The 16337-nt window shown below is 66.3% G+C and carries 15 protein-coding genes; 9 read left to right on the top strand and 6 right to left on the bottom strand.

The window, feature by feature from the left end:
* The first annotated feature begins 616 nt into the window (after window positions 1–616).
* Window positions 617–1039, top strand: a complete 423-nt coding sequence (locus FJU11_RS16450; RefSeq protein WP_141168167.1) for a metallopeptidase family protein — start codon at window positions 617–619, stop codon at window positions 1037–1039.
* 35 nt (window positions 1040–1074) lie between these two features.
* Here FJU11_RS16450 and FJU11_RS16445 read toward each other — a convergent pair whose 3' ends face one another.
* Together FJU11_RS16445 and FJU11_RS16440 are read right to left on the bottom strand one after the other, a co-directional pair.
* The gene (locus FJU11_RS16445; protein WP_141168166.1) at window positions 1075–1281 is read right to left on the bottom strand and encodes a DUF1737 domain-containing protein; all 207 of its coding nucleotides are present in this window, start codon (window positions 1279–1281) and stop codon (window positions 1075–1077) included.
* Complete coding sequence (locus FJU11_RS16440) at window positions 1278–2186, bottom strand: HpcH/HpaI aldolase/citrate lyase family protein (RefSeq protein WP_141168165.1); 909 nt, start codon at window positions 2184–2186, stop codon at window positions 1278–1280. Before FJU11_RS16440 ends, FJU11_RS16445 begins: the two co-directional genes overlap by 4 nt.
* A 221-nt stretch (window positions 2187–2407) precedes the next feature.
* Here FJU11_RS16440 and FJU11_RS16435 point away from each other — a divergent pair, with 221 nt between their 5' ends.
* The 6 genes from FJU11_RS16435 to FJU11_RS16410 all read left to right on the top strand — a co-directional run bounded on the left by FJU11_RS16435 (window position 2408) and on the right by FJU11_RS16410 (window position 7446).
* Entirely contained in the window at window positions 2408–2641 is a 234-nt protein-coding gene (locus tag FJU11_RS16435; RefSeq protein WP_141168164.1) for a hypothetical protein, read from the top strand.
* Window positions 2642–2727: 86 nt separating this feature from the next.
* Window positions 2728–3333, top strand: a complete 606-nt coding sequence (gene leuD / locus FJU11_RS16430) for a 3-isopropylmalate dehydratase small subunit (RefSeq protein ID WP_141168163.1) — start codon at window positions 2728–2730, stop codon at window positions 3331–3333.
* A gap of 109 nt (window positions 3334–3442) precedes the next feature.
* A complete protein-coding gene (gene leuB / locus FJU11_RS16425) occupies window positions 3443–4549 on the top strand; it encodes a 3-isopropylmalate dehydrogenase (RefSeq protein WP_141168162.1) in 1107 nt (368 codons plus the stop codon).
* Window positions 4550–4576: 27 nt separating this feature from the next.
* Window positions 4577–5467 (top strand): phosphatase PAP2 family protein, encoded by an 891-nt coding sequence (locus tag FJU11_RS16420; RefSeq protein ID WP_141168161.1) that lies wholly within the window; start codon window positions 4577–4579, stop codon window positions 5465–5467.
* A 52-nt stretch (window positions 5468–5519) separates the two neighbouring features.
* Complete coding sequence (locus tag FJU11_RS16415; protein WP_141168160.1) at window positions 5520–6557, top strand: aspartate-semialdehyde dehydrogenase; 1038 nt, start codon at window positions 5520–5522, stop codon at window positions 6555–6557.
* 58 nt (window positions 6558–6615) lie between these two features.
* A complete protein-coding gene (locus tag FJU11_RS16410; RefSeq protein ID WP_141168159.1) occupies window positions 6616–7446 on the top strand; it encodes a lytic murein transglycosylase in 831 nt (276 codons plus the stop codon).
* Window positions 7447–7459: 13 nt separating this feature from the next.
* Here FJU11_RS16410 and FJU11_RS16405 read toward each other — a convergent pair whose 3' ends face one another.
* The 4 genes from FJU11_RS16405 to FJU11_RS16390 are packed head-to-tail and all read right to left on the bottom strand — an operon-like array spanning window position 7460 to window position 10029.
* Window positions 7460–8107, bottom strand: a complete 648-nt coding sequence (locus FJU11_RS16405) for a carbonic anhydrase (protein WP_141168158.1) — start codon at window positions 8105–8107, stop codon at window positions 7460–7462.
* Between the two features lie 56 nt (window positions 8108–8163).
* Complete coding sequence (locus FJU11_RS16400) at window positions 8164–8892, bottom strand: DUF429 domain-containing protein (protein ID WP_141168157.1); 729 nt, start codon at window positions 8890–8892, stop codon at window positions 8164–8166.
* Window positions 8889–9770: a pyridoxal kinase PdxY gene (gene pdxY, locus FJU11_RS16395; RefSeq protein ID WP_141168156.1), complete on the bottom strand. Its 882-nt coding sequence runs from the start codon at window positions 9768–9770 to the stop codon at window positions 8889–8891. Before pdxY ends, FJU11_RS16400 begins: the two co-directional genes overlap by 4 nt.
* A gap of 13 nt (window positions 9771–9783) precedes the next feature.
* Entirely contained in the window at window positions 9784–10029 is a 246-nt protein-coding gene (locus tag FJU11_RS16390) for a hypothetical protein (protein WP_141168155.1), read from the bottom strand.
* Between the two features lie 154 nt (window positions 10030–10183).
* Between FJU11_RS16390 and FJU11_RS16385 the strand changes: the two genes are divergently transcribed.
* Window positions 10184–14953 carry an NAD-glutamate dehydrogenase gene (locus tag FJU11_RS16385; protein WP_141168154.1) on the top strand — a complete coding sequence of 1590 codons (4770 nt, stop codon included), beginning with the start codon at window positions 10184–10186 and terminating at the stop codon, window positions 14951–14953.
* A 41-nt stretch (window positions 14954–14994) separates the two neighbouring features.
* Window positions 14995–16263 (top strand): L-fuconate dehydratase, encoded by a 1269-nt coding sequence (locus FJU11_RS16380; RefSeq protein ID WP_141168153.1) that lies wholly within the window; start codon window positions 14995–14997, stop codon window positions 16261–16263.
* The last annotated feature ends 74 nt before the right edge of the window (window positions 16264–16337 follow it).

Here is a 16337-nt window from a genome sequence, read left to right as displayed (position 1 = left end):
GACCGAGACGGATGGCGACGAGCGTACTGGTGGTACGGTCGAGCCATCCGTCGAAGCGTCATGGCGCAAACAGGGCCGGCCCGAAGGGTTCTTCCGTATGAACCTGAAAGGCTCTGGAGCCTTCCAGCCAAAGAGGGATCGATTTGGCGTCGGATAATGCGACAAGGCAAAGAGCCGGAGCATTCCTCGACCCGACTGCATCCGGTCCGGCGCTCTATCCCTTCCGTTTCGCGTATCGTTCACGAGGCCCGACTGGATCGGTCCGGTGACAAAACGCTCTCGACGTTCGGATTGGGGCCTCCGCACGCGTTCGACAAGACCCGAACGCAAAAGAGCCTGCCGGGGGAGGAGGAGGACCGGCAGGCTCTTGATAGGCGAGCGATGATTGGGAGGAGGATAACCATCGCCCTGATTTGTCGGGGGCATGGGAGGAGGTATGCCGTCCGACGACTTCTAAGATATGCCCGTCTGCCGGAAAAAGAAGCGCCTTTCTTTCAAGGCAGCCCTGCGTATGCTGCATTGCAAGAAAAGGGCCGCGCGGGCTCCCCGGTGTGCCCTCGCAACGTTCCGGTTCCGGCCTTATATTCGCGGTTTGGCAACGCGAACGAGGCAAGAGATGGCCGAAATGGATCAATCGGGCGACTGGGGCGGCCGGCATGCGCCGACCCTTGCGCAGATCGAGTCCCTCGCCCGCTCGGCCTATGCCCGCCTGCCCCACCACTTCCGCGACCTCAGCGGCGACGTCATGCTCGTCGTCGAGGACTTTCCGGGTGAGGAGATCGTCGAGGACATGGCCCTGGAGACGCCGTTCGACCTGCTCGGCCTGTTCGAAGGCCGTGGCATCGGCCAGCGCTTCAGTCTGGACACGGGCGAGATGGCGAACTCGATCACGCTCTATCGCCGCGGCATCCTCGACTACTGGGCCGAAAACGAGGAGACGCTGGGCGACATCGTCGCCCACGTCCTCATCCACGAGATCGGTCACCATTTCGGCCTCAGCGACGAGGATATGGAAAGCATCGAGGCGAGCGCCGCCTGATCCCTGTGCGCCCCCGATCCATCGGTACCGTCGCGCTACTGTTCGCCGAGCTTCATCGACGGGTCGTAGTCGCGCCCCTGAACCTCCTTCACCACGGCCTGGCCGCAGCGCATTTTCCCCGAGGCCGTATCGTGCGCGTAGGTGGGTGAGCCGTAAAGCGTCCAGCCGGCGTCGAGGGCCGCGCTGACCTTGTGGCAGAAGCTGGAATCGTCCGGCCCCGACAGGAAGCGGTAGAGTTTCATCGATTGTCCTTTCGATCGACGAGCCGCGCACGCGCGAGGAGACGTTCGGCGGCTTCGAGATGCAGGCGCTCGACCATCCGCCCGTCGAGCGCGATGACGCCGCGCCCGGCATTCTGCGGACTTGCGAAGGCGGCGACGATCGCCTCGGCCTCCGCTCGCGCCTGCGGGTCGATGCCGAAGGCGACGTTCGCCGGTTCGATCTGGGCCGGATGGATGACGGTCTTGCCATCGAACCCCATGGCCCGGCCGGCGGCGCACTCCGCTTCGAAGCCTGCGCGGTCCGCGAAATCGTTATAGACGCCGTCGAGCACATCGAGGCCGGCCGAGCGGGCCGCCAGTACCACCTGCATCAGCCACGGCGTCAGGAACGCTCGACCGGGCGACGGTGCGACACCGGTTTCCTTCATCAGGTCATTGGTGCCCGCGACCAGGCAATCGAGGCGCATGGCCGCCTCGTTGCCGGCCATCGCGATGTCCACCGCGCGAGCGATGCCGAGCGGCGTCTCGATCATCGCCCACAGCGAAAGATCGGCGCTCCGCCTCTGTTCGTCCAGCATCCTCGCTGCCGTTTCGAGGGCAACCTCGCCTTCGACCTTCGGAAGGAGAACGGCGTCCGGAGCGCACCGCGCGGCCATTGCGAGGTCGTCTCCGGCAAACGGCGTACCGATGCCGTTGACGCGAAGCACGACCTCCACCGTGTCGGTGCGCTCGCGCCGCGTCAGGAACCGGGCGGCCGCTTCACGCGCGGCGATCTTCGCCTCCGGCGCGGTCGCATCCTCGAGATCGAGGATCACGACGTCGGCGCCGCGTTCGAGCGCGCGGGAAAGCGCACGTTCGTTGCCGGCCGGCACGAAGAGCGCGGAGTGGCGGGGCCGGGCGGAACGTTGGCGGTCGACTTCGCTCATGCCCGCCGTCATGACGCGGGCGGCCGTTGCGTGCAAGCACCCTCTTCGGCGTTCCAGCGAGCGCGGAAGATTGCCCATGACGCGGGCAATTGACATTTGTGATCGCGCTGTAATCAAAAACCGTGATTCGTGAATGCTGCAGCGCGAAAGTGCCGTTGAACCGGAGGCTTCGAGGGGGCAATTAGACGCTCGAAACGAAAAACGATCGCAGGGATACCGTCATGCATACCATTCGCGCTTTCTTCAGCACGGTCGTCGGCCTCGCCGTCACGAGCCTCGCCTTCGCCGTCGCCGCCGCCTTTTCGTTCGCCGTCATTGTCGTCGTCGGTTTCGCCGCCGTCGCCGGGCTTGCCGTCGTCAAGCTCGTGCCGTTCGTGCGCGTCGGCCTCGTCAACCTGCAGATCGGGACACGCTCGCTCTGGCAGGGTGGTCGCCAGGCCGTTCTGCGCGCCTGATCTCCCCTTAGACGAAGGAAACGCTTCAGTTCCGGCCTGCTCTTTGGTAGAGCCCCCTGCGAGATGCACGAGCCGGAGCCGAAGCGATGGAGAAGTTCGATACCGTAACCGGGGTTGCCGCCCCCCTTCCCGTGGTCAATGTCGATACCGACATGATCATCCCGAAGGACTACCTGAAGACGATCAAGCGTACCGGCCTCGGCGTCGGCCTGTTTTCCGAACAGCGCTATCTCGCCGACGGAAGCGACAACCCGGATTTTGTCCTCAACCAGCCCGCCTACAAGAACGCGAAGATCCTCGTCGCCGGCGACAATTTCGGCTGCGGCTCCTCGCGCGAGCACGCGCCTTGGGCGCTTGCGGATTTCGGCATCCGCTGCGTCATCTCGACCAGCTTCGCCGACATCTTCTACAACAACTGCTTCAAGAACGGCCTGCTGCCGATAGCCGTCAGTCAGGACGAACTCGACACGCTGATGGGCGATGCCGAGCGCGGCGCCAACGCGACGTTCACGATCGACCTCGAGGAACAGGTGATCCATCGCCCCGACGGCGGCCAGATCACCTTCCGGGTGGATTACTTCCGCAAGCACTGCCTGCTGAACGGCCTCGACGACATCGCGCTGACGCTCGAAAAGAACACCGCCATCGACGGCTTCGAGTCCCGCCTTTCGGAAAACCGGCCCTGGGCGTGAGCCCGGCCATCGGTCGACGTCGGGGCGCGTGGCGTCAAGCTTGAAAAGCCCTTCTCCGGCGGCTAAGCACGATCCCGGGATCAACAGGCAATTCTCGGGAACCGGCACCATGGCGACGCGCAAGCTCTTCTTCCTTCCGGGCGACGGCATCGGCCCGGAAGCCATGGCCGAGGTCCGCAAGCTCGTCGACGTAATGAACGCCGATCACGCGGCCGGCTTCGAGATCGAGGAAGGCCTCGTCGGCGGCATCGCCTACGACACGCACGGCCAGTCGATTTCCGAGACGGACATGGAGCGCGCACAGGCGGCCGACGCCGTGCTCTTCGGCGCCGTCGGCGGGCCGAAATGGGACGGTGTCGGCTACGACGTCCGGCCGGAAGCAGGTCTTCTTCGCCTGCGCAAGGATCTCGAGCTCTTCGCCAATCTGCGCCCGGCGATCTGCTATCCGGCGCTCGCCGGCTCCTCCTCCCTCAAGCGCGAACTCGTCGAGGGGCTCGACATCCTGATCGTGCGGGAGCTGACCGGCGGCACCTATTTCGGCGAACCGAAGGAAATCCGCGATCTCGGCAACGGCCAGAAGCGCGGCATCGACACGCAGGTCTACGACACCTACGAGATCGAGCGCATTTCCGGCGTCGCCTTCGAACTGGCGCGCACCCGGCAGAACCGCGTCTGCTCCATGGAAAAGCGCAACGTCATGAAGTCCGGCGTTCTGTGGAACGAGGTGGTGACGGCCAACCATGCGGCGCATTATGCCGATGTCGAACTTTCGCACATGCTCGCCGATGCCGGCGGCATGCAGCTCGTGCGCCGGCCCAAGCAGTTCGACGTCATCGTCACCGACAATCTCTTCGGCGATCTCCTGTCCGACGTCGCCGCCATGCTGACGGGTTCGCTCGGCATGCTGCCTTCGGCTTCGCTCGGCGCGCCCGACGAAAAGACGGGCACGCGCAAGGCTTTGTACGAGCCGGTCCACGGTTCCGCGCCGGACATTGCCGGAAAGGGCATCGCCAACCCGCTCGCCATGATCGCCTCCTTCGCCATGTGCCTTCGCTATTCCTTCGGCATGGTGGCCGAGGCCGAACGGCTGGAGGCCGCGATCGCCGCCACGCTCGACGACGGCGTGATGACCGCCGACATCGTCGGCGAGGGTGGAACGGCCGTCGGGACGGGCGAGATGGGCGATGCGGTGATCGCACGCTTCCGCGCAGCGTAACGAAGCCTGGTACGGGCGGACGAGCAGATGTGCGCGAACCGACCCGACGAAGGGGCCCTTGCCGGAGAAGCCGGAACGCAGCCGGGGACACGAGCCGTAAACGGCCTGCGCGGACGCCTTCGCGACAACGTCGTAACCGCGCACCGGCTCCTGCTCGTGCGTCGTGCGCGACGGCCGCAGCGCCCGCGAACGCGCTTCGTCCTTTATCTCGCGGCGAGCCTCGCCCTCGTGGTGCTCGCCGGGCTCGTCTTCGATCTGCCGGTCGGCAACTACCACGCGACCTGGCCCGCCAGCTTCGACAAGACGGCGCGCAGCGTGACCGATCTCGGCCAGGCCGGCTGGGTCCTGCTCGCAGCAGGCCTCGCGCTCTTCTTCGGCTCGGCGGCCGACTGGCGGCTTGCGAGCCTTCGTAAACGCATGGCGCTCCTGCGCGTCACGGCGCTGACGGGCTATCTCTTCACCTCGCTCGCCGCGGGGGGACTGATTGCGACGATCGTCAAATACTGCATCGGCCGCGCCCGCCCGCTGCATTTCGCGGAGCTCGGCGCCTTCGCCTTCCGTCCGTTCACGGACGCGACCTTCGCGAGCTTCCCGTCCGGCCACGCAACGACCGTCGGCGGCTTCTTCGCGGCGATCGCGCTCGTCTTCCCGCGCCTGCGCGTACCGTGCCTCGTCCTTGCGCTCTGGCTGGCGTTCACACGGGTTCTCGTCGGCGCCCACTACCCGAGCGACGTGGTCGCCGGCCTCGCCTGGGGCGCCTGGTTTTCCTATTTCACGGCCATGGTCTTCGCCAGTCGCGGCATCGTCTTTCGCTACGACGCCAACGGCTTTCCGGTACGCCGCATGGGCTACGGTTTGGCGCTGAACGGCATGCGCCGCCGTTCGAACGCCGGCCGGCGAGGCCGACGGCTCGATTGACAGCGCGCTTTCTGGCAGTATGTCTTCGCAGGGCGCATAGTCAGGAGCAACGATGAGCACCACCTTCAAGATCGCCGTCGCCGGGGCCACCGGCAATGTGGGCCGCGAGATGCTCGGCATCCTTGCCGAGCGCAACTTTCCCGCAAGCGAGGTGGCGGCACTCGCCTCGAGCCGCTCCGTCGGCACGGAGGTCTCGTTCGGCGACAAGACGCTCAAGGTGCAGAACCTCGAAACCTACGATTTCTCCGACACCGACATCTGCCTGATGTCGGCCGGCGGCGAGGTCTCGAAGAAGTTCTCGCCGAAGATCGCCGCCAAGGGCTGCATCGTCATCGACAACTCCTCGGCGTGGCGCTACGATTCGGAGGTGCCGCTGATCGTGCCGGAGGTGAACCCGGACGCGATCGAGGGCTATACCCGCAAGAATATCATCGCCAATCCGAACTGCTCGACGGCGCAGCTCGTCGTCGCGCTGAAGCCGCTGCACGAAAAGGCCGGCATCAAGCGCATCGTCGTGTCGACCTACCAGTCGGTCTCCGGCTCGGGCAAGGAAGGCATGGACGAACTCTTCAATCAGACGCGCGCCGTCTTCGTGGCCGATCCGATCGAGGCGAAGAAGTATCCCAAGCGCATTGCCTTCAACGTCATTCCCCACATCGACGACTTCATGGAAGACGGCTCGACCAAGGAGGAATGGAAGGTTCTGGCCGAAACCAAGAAGATGCTCGACCCGAAGATCAAGGTCACCTGCACGGCCGTGCGCGTGCCGGTCTTCATCGGCCATGCCGAGGCGGTGAACATCGAGTTCGAGCGTCCGATCACGGCGGAAGAAGCGCAGGACATCCTGCGCGAGGCGCCGGGTTGCCAGGTGATCGACAAGCGCGAGGCGGGCGGCTACATCACGCCGTACGAATCCGCCGGCGAGGACGCGACCTACATCTCGCGCATCCGCGAGGATTCGACCATCGAAAACGGGCTCAACATCTGGGTCGTATCGGACAATCTGCGCAAGGGCGCGGCGCTCAACACGATCCAGATCGCCGAGCTTCTCGTCTCGCGCGGCCTCGTGAAGGGACGCGAGAACGCCTGAGCCCGTCGCTCATGCCGGCCCCGACCGTCGCTCATCGATGATTGCAGGGAATTCGAGAATGCACCGTACCATCCTTCAACGCTGTCTGCCGGGGCTCGCCGCGGCCGTTCTCGTCGCGGGCTTCGCCATGCCGGCGGCAGCTGCGCAATGCGGCAACACGTCGAGCGGATTCCAGCGCTGGGTCCAGCAGTTCCGGCAGGAAGCGGCGAGCGAGGGCTTTTCGCCACGAACGCTCGATCGCGCTTTCGACGGTATCTCCTACCGCTCCCGAACGATCGCTGCCGATCGCGGCCAGCACAGTTTCAAGCTTTCCCTCGACGCCTTCATGAAGAAGCGGGGCTCGGCGACCATCGTCGCGAAGGGCAAGCGGCTGAAGCGCAAATACGCCTCCCTCTTTTCCAGCATCGAGAGCCGCTACGGCGTTCCACCCGGCCCGCTGCTGGCGATCTGGGGCATGGAGACCGGCTTCGGCTCGTTCATGGGCAACGACCGGGCGATCCCGGCGCTTGCGACGCTCGCCTATGATTGTCGGCGCTCGGCCTTCTTCACCGATCAGCTCTATGCTGCGCTGACGCTCGTCCAGCGCGGCGAACTGGCACCGAGCGAGATGGTGAGCGCGCGTCACGGCGAACTCGGCCAGACCCAGTTCCTGCCGACGAACTACGTGAAGTACGCCGTCGACGGCGACGGCAACGGACGCCGCGACCTGATCCACTCGACCGCGGACGCGCTTGCCTCGACGGCGAACTATCTGCGTGCCCATGGCTGGCGTGCGGGCGCCGGCTATCAGCCGGGCCAGGCGAACTTCTCCGTTCTGCAATCCTGGAACGATGCCAGCGTCTATCAGCGCGCGCTCGCGATCATGGGCAGCCAGATCGACGGCGGCTGATCGCGCCAGTCGCCTACGCGGTCCCGTCTAGCGGCGCGAATACGCCGTCTTCGGGGTCGCGCACCCACAGCCTGCCCTCCGAAATGTCGAACCAGGCGCCGTGGAGCGACAGTTCGCCGGCGCGCTCGCGTTTGTCGACGAAGGGAAAGGTCCTCAGATTCTCGATCGACTGGCCGACCGCGTGGCACTCCAGCGCCGTCGCGCGCTCGGTGGGGTCCATCGTGCCGTCGGGATCGACCGAGCGGGCGAGCGGCGTGAGAAGCCCGACCCAATGGCCGATGAAATCGCCTTCCGATAGCGGTTCTCCGCCCGGGTTCAGTGCTGCCTGGATACCCCCGCAGCGGCCATGGGCAAGCACCACGATGTGCCGCACGCCAAGCGCCTGGACCGCGAACTCGATCGCCGACGACGCGGCATGGAGGTGCTCGTCCGGCTCGTAGGGCGGAACGAGGTTGGCAACATTGCGAAGCGTGAAGATCTCGCCCGGACCAGTATTGAAGATCGTCTCCGGAGCCGCGCGCGAATCGCAGCAGGCGATGACGAGGGTCTGCGGCGTCTGGCCGCTTTCGGCGAGGCGATGATAGCGCTCGCGTTCTTCCGAATAACGGCCTTCGAGGAAGTCGCGGTAACCGGCGACGAGGTGGTCGGGAAAGTACGTCATGCGCGCCGATTAGCCTCCGCACCCGCAAAGATCAAGCGCCTTCGCAGGGGCGAACCCTACGCCCAGATCGCCATCGGCAGGCCGAAGGCGTCACGGTCGAACGGGTCGGGAAACGGCCTTGCTTTTCCTTCGGCATGCCGCTCGGCGACGAGGGCGGCCACCGCCGCGTCGAGCACGTCGTCGCGTCCCGCCCCGCGCGGGGGTTCGGCTTCGAGAAAGGCACGTTCGTAGCCGCAGCGTTCGAGCAGCGCGACGCGCTCGGCAAGCCCCGGCTCGCTCGCACGATTGCGGACCTTCTTCGCCAGCGCCATCGCCCGCTCGCCGTTCAGCCGCCAGAAGGCGAGTTCCGGATGCACCTCGATCACGCGCTCGGCAAGCGCAGGGTTCGCGACGAGGATGCCGTCGAGTTCGCGGATCCTCGGAAAGATGTGAAAGGCCTGCTTTGCAACGCTCTTCGGCGGGCTCGACGTCGCGAGCGCGAGGCGCCGCGCCTCCTGATAATCGGGCGCATAGACGGCCGAACGCGAAGGGATCGAAAAAACGCTGCTCTGCCGTCCGGAAAGAAGCGGGCGAACGGCCCGTTCGGGCGCCCGCCCGCGTGGCCCGCTCGTCTCCGGCAGCCCGATCGGCATGTCGACGGCGACGACCGCATCCTCCGGCAGATCGGCGAGCAAAGCGGCGAAGGAGGCGAGGACGGCGATGGCGGGCGCTTCGCCCGGGCGTCGCACGACGGCGATCCAGCCGCCCCGGCAGCCGTCGACGCCGGCGACGACGCGTTCGCTCATGCGCGCCGTCTTCCCGGATGATCGAGCCGGCGAAGGCTGACGAGCGCACGGGGTCTCGAAAGGCAATCGGCATCGCTGGCAAGCGTCAGCTCGTCGGAACCGCGGCGGACGCTGCGCGCCAGGATGTCGTAGACGCTCGCCGTCGCCGATTGCAGCGCGCGGTCCTCGACCTCGCCGTATAGGAGCCGCGACAGGAAGACGGCGGAGAAGAGGTCGCCGAGCCCGTTCGGCGCATCGTCCACCATGCGATGCTCGGCAAGAAGCGCGCTTTCGTCCGAAAGCATGAGGTTGCCCGTCGCCCCTTCCGTACCGGCGAAGGCCGACGTCACGACGACGCGCTGCGGCCCGAGCGTCAGTGCCGCCTGGAGAAGCGCCCGGTTGTCTTCGAGCGGCGCCTCGCTCAGCCATGCGAGTTCGTGCCGGTTCGGTGTGGCGATGGAGGCGAGCGGGATCAGTGCGTCGCGGATCGCCGCGGCCGTCGCCTCGGGCACGTAGAGGCCGGCGAGATCACCCATCACCGGGTCGCACACGTAATGGGCTTCCGGGTTCTTCTCGCGAACCGCGCGTACCAGCCGCGCGACCGCGCCGACCTGGCTCGCATCGCCGAAATAACCCGAGACGATCGCGTTCACCTCGCCGAGCCAGGGCGCTTGCGCGAGATCGTCGATCAGCGCGTCAAAGGAACCGGAGGGCGGTACGATCCGGTGCGAGGGACCGTGACCGGGATGCCATGCGAGCGTGACCGTCGGTATGGCCCACACCGGATGACCGAGGCGCTCCAGCGCGAAGACGACGGCACGGTTGCCGACGGCGCCGCGCACGACATGGCTGGAGACGACGATCACGGTCCGTGGCGCATCGGCGGTGGTAACGGACATTCGCGGGCAATCCTCAGCGGGCGAGAAAGAAAAGGAGCCAGACGGCGAGGCCGAAGAAGGCGACGAGCGCCAGCGCACGCCCGATGCGGGTGCCCCATACTTCGATGCGGTCGGACGGGTCGGCGTCCTCTGCATTGAAGTGGCCCCGCAGCGAGCGAGCGCGCGCCTTGAGGGTCGGGGTCGAGAACAGACCGCCTTCCGCACCGAGCCGATCGAGCTCGCGCCGTGCCTGCCGCTGTCGTTCTTCGTCCTTCGTCATCGTCCCGCCGGTTCCACTTTTCTCGTTCTAGCGTGTCGGTCAGCGTTTCGACAGGGCGAACGAGGGGGCGGACCACAGCATTTTCTTCGCCGACGGGTCCGCACGGCGTCCCGTTCTGATAGGCTTGCGGAAAACGATCCAGGGAGGCTTGCTCATGGTGGTCCGGCAAAATCCGCGCCGCGCACGCACGATCGCGAAGACGGCCGAAATCCTCGAGAAGGAAGGCGGGTCCTTCGCAGACCCGCACGTCATCCTCGAACGGGCGAGCAACGACGACCTCGATCGCTACGACCCGGAGGAACTGGCCGTCGTCGCCCGCCATGCGCGCGAGGAGATCGACGCCTTCGACGGCGGGGAGAGCCGCATCACGGTGCGTTCACGCGATGGGCTCGCGATCGGCGGCGAGCCCGTCTCCATCGTCAGCGTCACCGGGCGCGACATGCCGTTCCTCTTCGATTCGATCATGGCCGAGGTGACGACGGGCCATCGCGACATTCCGCTCGCCATCCACCCGATCCTCACGCGCGACGCGGATGGTACGCCCCTTCGCGCGGAGGCCGGGGACCGGCGCAAGCATATCAGCCATATCCAGATCCATCTGCCGGAGATCGGCGAGACGGCGGCGGAACGCCTCGTCGAGCGCCTCACCGGCGTGCTCGATCAGGTGCATGCCGCCGTCGACGACTGGGCCGCCATGCTCGAAAAGCTGGACGAGACGCGAACAGGCCTTGCCGACCACGCGTCCGAGGATGGCAGCGAACGCGGCGAGGCCATCGCCTTCCTCGACTGGTTGCGCGACGACAACTTCATCTTCCTCGGCATGCGCGCCTACACCTACGTGACGGATCCGGACGGCGCGCATGTCGAGCGGGAATCGGACAGCGGCCTCGGCATTCTCGCCGATCCGGACATACGCGTGCTGCGCCGCGGCGCCGACAGCGTGACGACGACGCCGGAGATCCTCGCCTTCCTCGAGGGCTCGGGCCTGCTCATCGTCACCAAGGCGAACGCGCGCTCGGTCGTACACCGCCGCGCCTACATGGACTACGTCGGCATCAAGCGTTTCGATGGCGACGGCACCCTTTCGGGCGAACTGCGCGTCGTCGGCCTCTTCACCTCGACGGCCTATACGCGCCCCCTCGACGAGATCCCGCTGCTGCGCACCAAGGCGAAGGCGGTGATCGAACGCTTCCACTTCGATCCGCACGCCCATTCGGGCAAGGTGCTCGCCAATACGCTCGCCGCCTACCCGCGCGACGAACTCTTCCAGATCGACACCGATCTACTCGCCGCCTTCTGCGAGCAGATCAACGAGCTCGGCGAGCGCCCGCGCGTGCGCGTCCTGCCGCGCATCGACCATTTCGACCGTTTCGTCTCCGTGCTCGTCTTCGTGCCGCGCGAACGCTACGATTCCGACGTTCGCGGGCGGATCGGCACCTGCCTCGCGACGGCTTACGGCGGGCATGTCTCCGCGTTCTATCCGGCCTTTCCCGAGGGTGCGGTCGCGCGCGTCCACTTCATCATCGGACGGCACGACGGCGCGACGCCCGATGTTTCGCAGGCTCATCTCGAACGCGAGGTCCGCACGATCGTCACCGGCTGGGACGACCGGTTCGAATCCCTCCGGCCCACGGGCAGCGCACGCCTCGTCGTCGACGATGCGTATCGCGAGGTGTTCACCCCGGAAGAAGCCGTCGCCGACCTGCCGCTGATATCGGCGGCGACGGACGGGCAGCCGATCCACCTCGCCTTCCATCGGCGCAGGAACGACGTCGAGGACGGGCTTTCGCTGAAGATCTTCCACACCGGCGAGGCGCTGGCGCTTTCACGTCGCGTGCCGCTTCTCGAAAATCTGGGCTTCGACGTCGTCAACGAGCGCACCTTCGACATGACGGTCGAAGACGACGGCGAAGGCCGCGCCGTCGTCCTCCACGACATGCAGCTTCGCACGATGGACGGCGAGCCGGTCGACCTCGGTGCCAGCGAAACGGCCCTCGAAGAGGCCTTTCTCGCCATATGGGCGGGTCGTTTCGACAACGACGCCTTCAATCGGCTGATCGTCGACGCCGGTCTCGACGCGAGGAAGGCGAGCGTGCTGCGCGCCTATGCCCGTTATTTGCGCCAGTGCGGCATCACCTATTCCCAGAGCTACATGGCCGGTGCCCTCGACCGGTATCCGCAGGCTGCGGCCGACATCTTCCGGCTCTTCGAGAACCGTTTCGATCCGGCGCTGAGCGAACGCCAGCGTTCCTCCCGCGACCGGGCGATCGGCGAACGCATCGATGGCGCGCTCGCCAAGGTTCCAAGCCTCGACGACGACCGGATCCTGCGCCGCTTCGTCAATGCCGTCCGAGCGAGCCTCAGGACGAACTACTTCCAGACCGGTGCGGACGGTGAAAGCCCGGCCATGCTCGCCTTCAAGCTCGATCCGCAGGCGCTGGAGGATCTTCCCCAGCCGCGCCCCTATCGCGAGATCTTCGTCTACGGCGCCGAGGTGGAGGGCGTGCATCTGCGCTTCGGCCCGATCGCGCGTGGCGGCATCCGCTGGTCGGACCGCGCCGAGGACTACCGCACCGAGGTGCTCGGTCTCGTCAAGGCGCAGCAGGTGAAGAACGCCGTTATCGTGCCGGTCGGCGCGAAAGGCGGCTTCTATCCCAAGCAGTTGCCGACGGGCGACCGCGATGCGATCTTCCAGGCCGGCAAGCACGCCTACGAAACCTACATCACGACGCTGCTGTCGATCACCGACACGATCAGCGGACAGGAAATCGTCCCGCCCGCCGATACGGTGTGCCACGAGGGCGACGATCCCTATTTCGTCGTCGCCGCCGACAAGGGAACGGCGACCTTTTCCGACACGGCGAACGCGATCAGCCAGGCGCACGATTTCTGGCTCGACGACGCCTTCGCCTCCGGCGGCTCGGCCGGCTACGACCACAAGGCAATGGCGATCACCGCGCGCGGCGCCTGGGAAGCAGTGAAGCGCCATTTCCGCGAGATGGACGTCGACATCCAGACGACGCCGTTCACCGTCGCCGGCGTCGGCGACATGTCGGGCGACGTCTTCGGCAACGGCATGCTGCTTTCCCAACAGATCCGCCTCGTCGCCGCCTTCGACCACCGCGACATCTTCATCGATCCCGATCCGAACCCCGCGACGAGCTTCGAAGAGCGCAAGCGCGTCTTCGAACTCGGCCGCTCGAGCTGGCAGGACTACGACAAGCGCAAGCTTTCGAAGGGCGGAACCATCGTCTCGCGCAGCCAGAAGTCGATCGAGCTTTCGAGCGAAGCGGCCGCGGCGATCGGGCTCGACGGGACGACCGCCACGCCGCCCGAGATCATGTCCGCGATCCTGCGCGCGCCGGTCGATCTCCTGTGGTTCGGCGGGATCGGCACCTATGTGAAGGGCGACCAGCAGTCGAACGCCGAGGTCGGCGACCGGACCAACGACGCGATCCGCATTTCCGCACGCGAGGTCGGCGCCAAGGTCGTCGGCGAGGGCGCCAATCTCGGCGTCACCCAGCGCGGACGCATCGACTACGCGCTCGCCGGTGGCCGCATCAATTCCGACGCCATCGACAATTCGGCCGGGGTGAACACGTCCGACGTCGAGGTGAACATCAAGATCGCGCTCGCGGCCGCCATGCGCGAAGGGCGCCTCGACCGGGAAAAGCGCAACCGCCTGCTCAAGACGATGACGCACGAAGTCGCCGATCTCGTGCTCGCCAACAACTACCAGCAGACGCTGGCCATCTCGCTCACCGCACGGCTCGGCACGGAAAACGGCGACGAGCTTTCCGGGCTGATGGCGCATCTGGAACGGGACAACCGGCTCGACCGCGCCCTCGAACTGCTGCCGGACGATACGGCGATGAGCGAACGCTACGCCGCCGACCAGCCGCTGACCCGGCCGGAAATCGGCGTTCTGCTTTCCTACGCGAAGATCGTGCTCTTCGACGAGCTGTGCGCTTCCGACCTGCCGGACGACGCCTATTTCGCCGCGACGCTGATGGATTACTTTCCGCAGAAGATGTGCGGGCCGCACCGTCGGGATATCGAGAACCATCGCCTTCGCCGCGAGATCGTCGCGACCATGCTCGCAAACGACGCGATCAATCGCGGGCGGCCGGGCTTCGTCACGCAGATGGGCGAAGCGACCGGCGCGCTGCCTGCAAGCGTCGTTCGTGCCTACGTGCTCGTGCGCGACGGGCTCGACCTGCATGCCGTCTACGCCGCGATCGATGCGCTCGACGCCAAGGTGCATGGCGACGTGCAGAACGCCATGTATGCCGAAGTGACGGAGGTCGTTCGCTCGCTCACCTCCTGGGCGCTGAAGTCGGCGGCCTACCGGGGGGATCTCGCGGCCGGCGTCGATGCGCTCGGCAAGGCGATCGCCGCCCTGAAACCGAAGCTCGAAGGCCTCATGCCGGACTTTCTGGTGGACGACATGGAAGCCAGACGCGCGACCTTCACCGAAGCGGGGGTACCGGAAGCGACCGCCGATGCCGTGGCGCGGTTGCGCGCGGTCGGCTTCATCCCCGAAATCATGCAGATCGCCGAGCGCACGGGCACGACCCTGAAGAAGACGGCGGAGGTCTATTTCCGCGTGACGGAAACCTTCCGCATCGCGCGTATCGCCGACGCGGCACGGCGCATCGCCACCTCGGACCGGTTCGAGAAGCTCGCCCTTGCCCGCAGCCTCGACGAGATCGCCGCCGCGTGCCGGGCGATCACCGCGGCTTCGCTGACGGACCATGCGAAGGCGAAGGCGCCGCTTGCAAGCTGGATCGAGGCGCACGAGACACGCATCGAACGCGCACGCGGCCAGGTGACCGGCCTGACCGAAGGCGGCGAGATCACGCTCGCCAAGCTGACAGTCGCCGCCGGCCTGATGCGCGACCTCGCGCGCGCCGATTCGCTTTGAAGACGGACGGACCCCGTTCCGCAGAAAGGATTGCCGAGCCAATGAAGATCACCGGATTCAGGACCTTCGATATCCGTTTCCCGACCTCCGAACACAAGGACGGGTCCGATGCCATGAACCCGGATCCGGACTATTCGGCGGCCTATGTCGTGCTCGAAACGGACGATCCGACGCACGAAGGGCACGGTTTCACCTTCACGATCGGTCGTGGCAACGATCTCTGCGTGGCGGCGATCGACACGCTCTCGCCGCGCGTCGTCGGCTACACGGTCGAGCAGATCGCCGCCGACATGGGCGCGTTCTGGCGCCACGTCACCGACGATTCGCAGCTCCGCTGGCTCGGGCCGGACAAAGGCGTCATGCATCTGGCGACGGCGGCCATCGTCAATGCCTGCTGGGACCTTTGGGCGAAGGCGGAAGGCAAGCCGGTCTGGCAGCTCGTCGCCGACATGAGCCCGGAAGAGATCGTGCGCTGCATCGACTTCCGCTATCTCGGCAACGCCCTGACCCGCGACGAGGCGCTCTCGATCCTGACGAAGGCACGCGACGGGCGCGACGAACGCCGCGAGACGCTGCTCGCCGATGGCTATCCGTCCTACACGACGTCGGCCGGCTGGCTCGGCTATGCCGAGGACAAGATGCGCACATTGGTCCGCGAGGCGCGCGACGCCGGCTGGACGTACATGAAGCTGAAGGTCGGCCGCGACATCGAGGACGACATCAGGCGTTGCCGCATCCTGCGCGAGGAAGCTGGCGACGCCGTCACGCTGATGATCGACGCCAACCAGGTCTGGGAGGTGCCCGAAGCGATCGAATGGGTGAACCGGCTCGCCGAGTTCAGGCCGTGGTTCATCGAGGAACCGACGTCGCCGGACGACGTGCTCGGCCATGCCGAAATCCGCCGCGGCGTCGCGCCGATCCAGGTCGCGACGGGCGAGATGTGCCAGAACCGGGTGATGTTCAAGCAGTTCCTGCAGGCCGAGGCGATCGACGTGGTGCAGATCGATGCGGCGCGCCTCGGCGGGCTGAACGAGAACCTCGCGGTAATGCTGATGGCGGCGAAGTTCGGCAAGCCGGTCTGCCCGCATGCGGGCGGCGTCGGCCTGTGCGAATACGTCCAGCATCTCTCGATGATCGACTACCTGGCGATCTCCGGCTCGATGGAGGGACGCGTCATCGAATATGTCGATCACCTGCACGAGCATTTCGTCAGCCCATGCGTGGTGCGCGGCGGGCGCTACATGCCGCCGCGCGAGCCCGGCTATTCGAGCGAGATGCATGAAGCCTCGATCGAGCGTTACGCACGATGACGCGCTTCGCCGTCGTTTCGCTTTCGCGACGGCGGCGAAGTCGCTACCGATGAACGCAGCGATGTGAAAGCCCT

This window comes from Pararhizobium mangrovi (assembly GCF_006516965.1).
GTDB classification, from domain to species: Bacteria; Pseudomonadota; Alphaproteobacteria; order Rhizobiales; family Rhizobiaceae; genus Pararhizobium_B; species Pararhizobium_B mangrovi.
The sequence above is the reverse complement of the archived record's forward strand: the minus strand, read 5'-3'. Positions and strand labels throughout refer to the sequence as shown.

Excerpts from the sequence above, each read along its gene's own strand:
- pdxY (WP_141168156.1), bottom strand. The coding sequence starts at position 9,770 with ATGTCCGTTACCACCGCCGATGCGCCACGGACCGTGATCGTCGTCTCC.
- FJU11_RS16420 (WP_141168161.1), top strand. The coding sequence starts at position 4,577 with ATGTGCGCGAACCGACCCGACGAAGGGGCCCTTGCCGGAGAAGCCGGA.
- leuD (WP_141168163.1), top strand. The coding sequence starts at position 2,728 with ATGGAGAAGTTCGATACCGTAACCGGGGTTGCCGCCCCCCTTCCCGTG.
- FJU11_RS16435 (WP_141168164.1), top strand. The coding sequence starts at position 2,408 with ATGCATACCATTCGCGCTTTCTTCAGCACGGTCGTCGGCCTCGCCGTC.
- leuB (WP_141168162.1), top strand. The coding sequence starts at position 3,443 with ATGGCGACGCGCAAGCTCTTCTTCCTTCCGGGCGACGGCATCGGCCCG.
- FJU11_RS16440 (WP_141168165.1), bottom strand. The coding sequence starts at position 2,186 with ATGAGCGAAGTCGACCGCCAACGTTCCGCCCGGCCCCGCCACTCCGCG.
- FJU11_RS16450 (WP_141168167.1), top strand. The coding sequence starts at position 617 with ATGGCCGAAATGGATCAATCGGGCGACTGGGGCGGCCGGCATGCGCCG.
- FJU11_RS16410 (WP_141168159.1), top strand. The coding sequence starts at position 6,616 with ATGCACCGTACCATCCTTCAACGCTGTCTGCCGGGGCTCGCCGCGGCC.
- FJU11_RS16385 (WP_141168154.1), top strand. The coding sequence starts at position 10,184 with ATGGTGGTCCGGCAAAATCCGCGCCGCGCACGCACGATCGCGAAGACG.
- FJU11_RS16400 (WP_141168157.1), bottom strand. The coding sequence starts at position 8,892 with ATGAGCGAACGCGTCGTCGCCGGCGTCGACGGCTGCCGGGGCGGCTGG.
- FJU11_RS16445 (WP_141168166.1), bottom strand. The coding sequence starts at position 1,281 with ATGAAACTCTACCGCTTCCTGTCGGGGCCGGACGATTCCAGCTTCTGC.
- FJU11_RS16390 (WP_141168155.1), bottom strand. The coding sequence starts at position 10,029 with ATGACGAAGGACGAAGAACGACAGCGGCAGGCACGGCGCGAGCTCGAT.
- FJU11_RS16415 (WP_141168160.1), top strand. The coding sequence starts at position 5,520 with ATGAGCACCACCTTCAAGATCGCCGTCGCCGGGGCCACCGGCAATGTG.
- FJU11_RS16380 (WP_141168153.1), top strand. The coding sequence starts at position 14,995 with ATGAAGATCACCGGATTCAGGACCTTCGATATCCGTTTCCCGACCTCC.
- FJU11_RS16405 (WP_141168158.1), bottom strand. The coding sequence starts at position 8,107 with ATGACGTACTTTCCCGACCACCTCGTCGCCGGTTACCGCGACTTCCTC.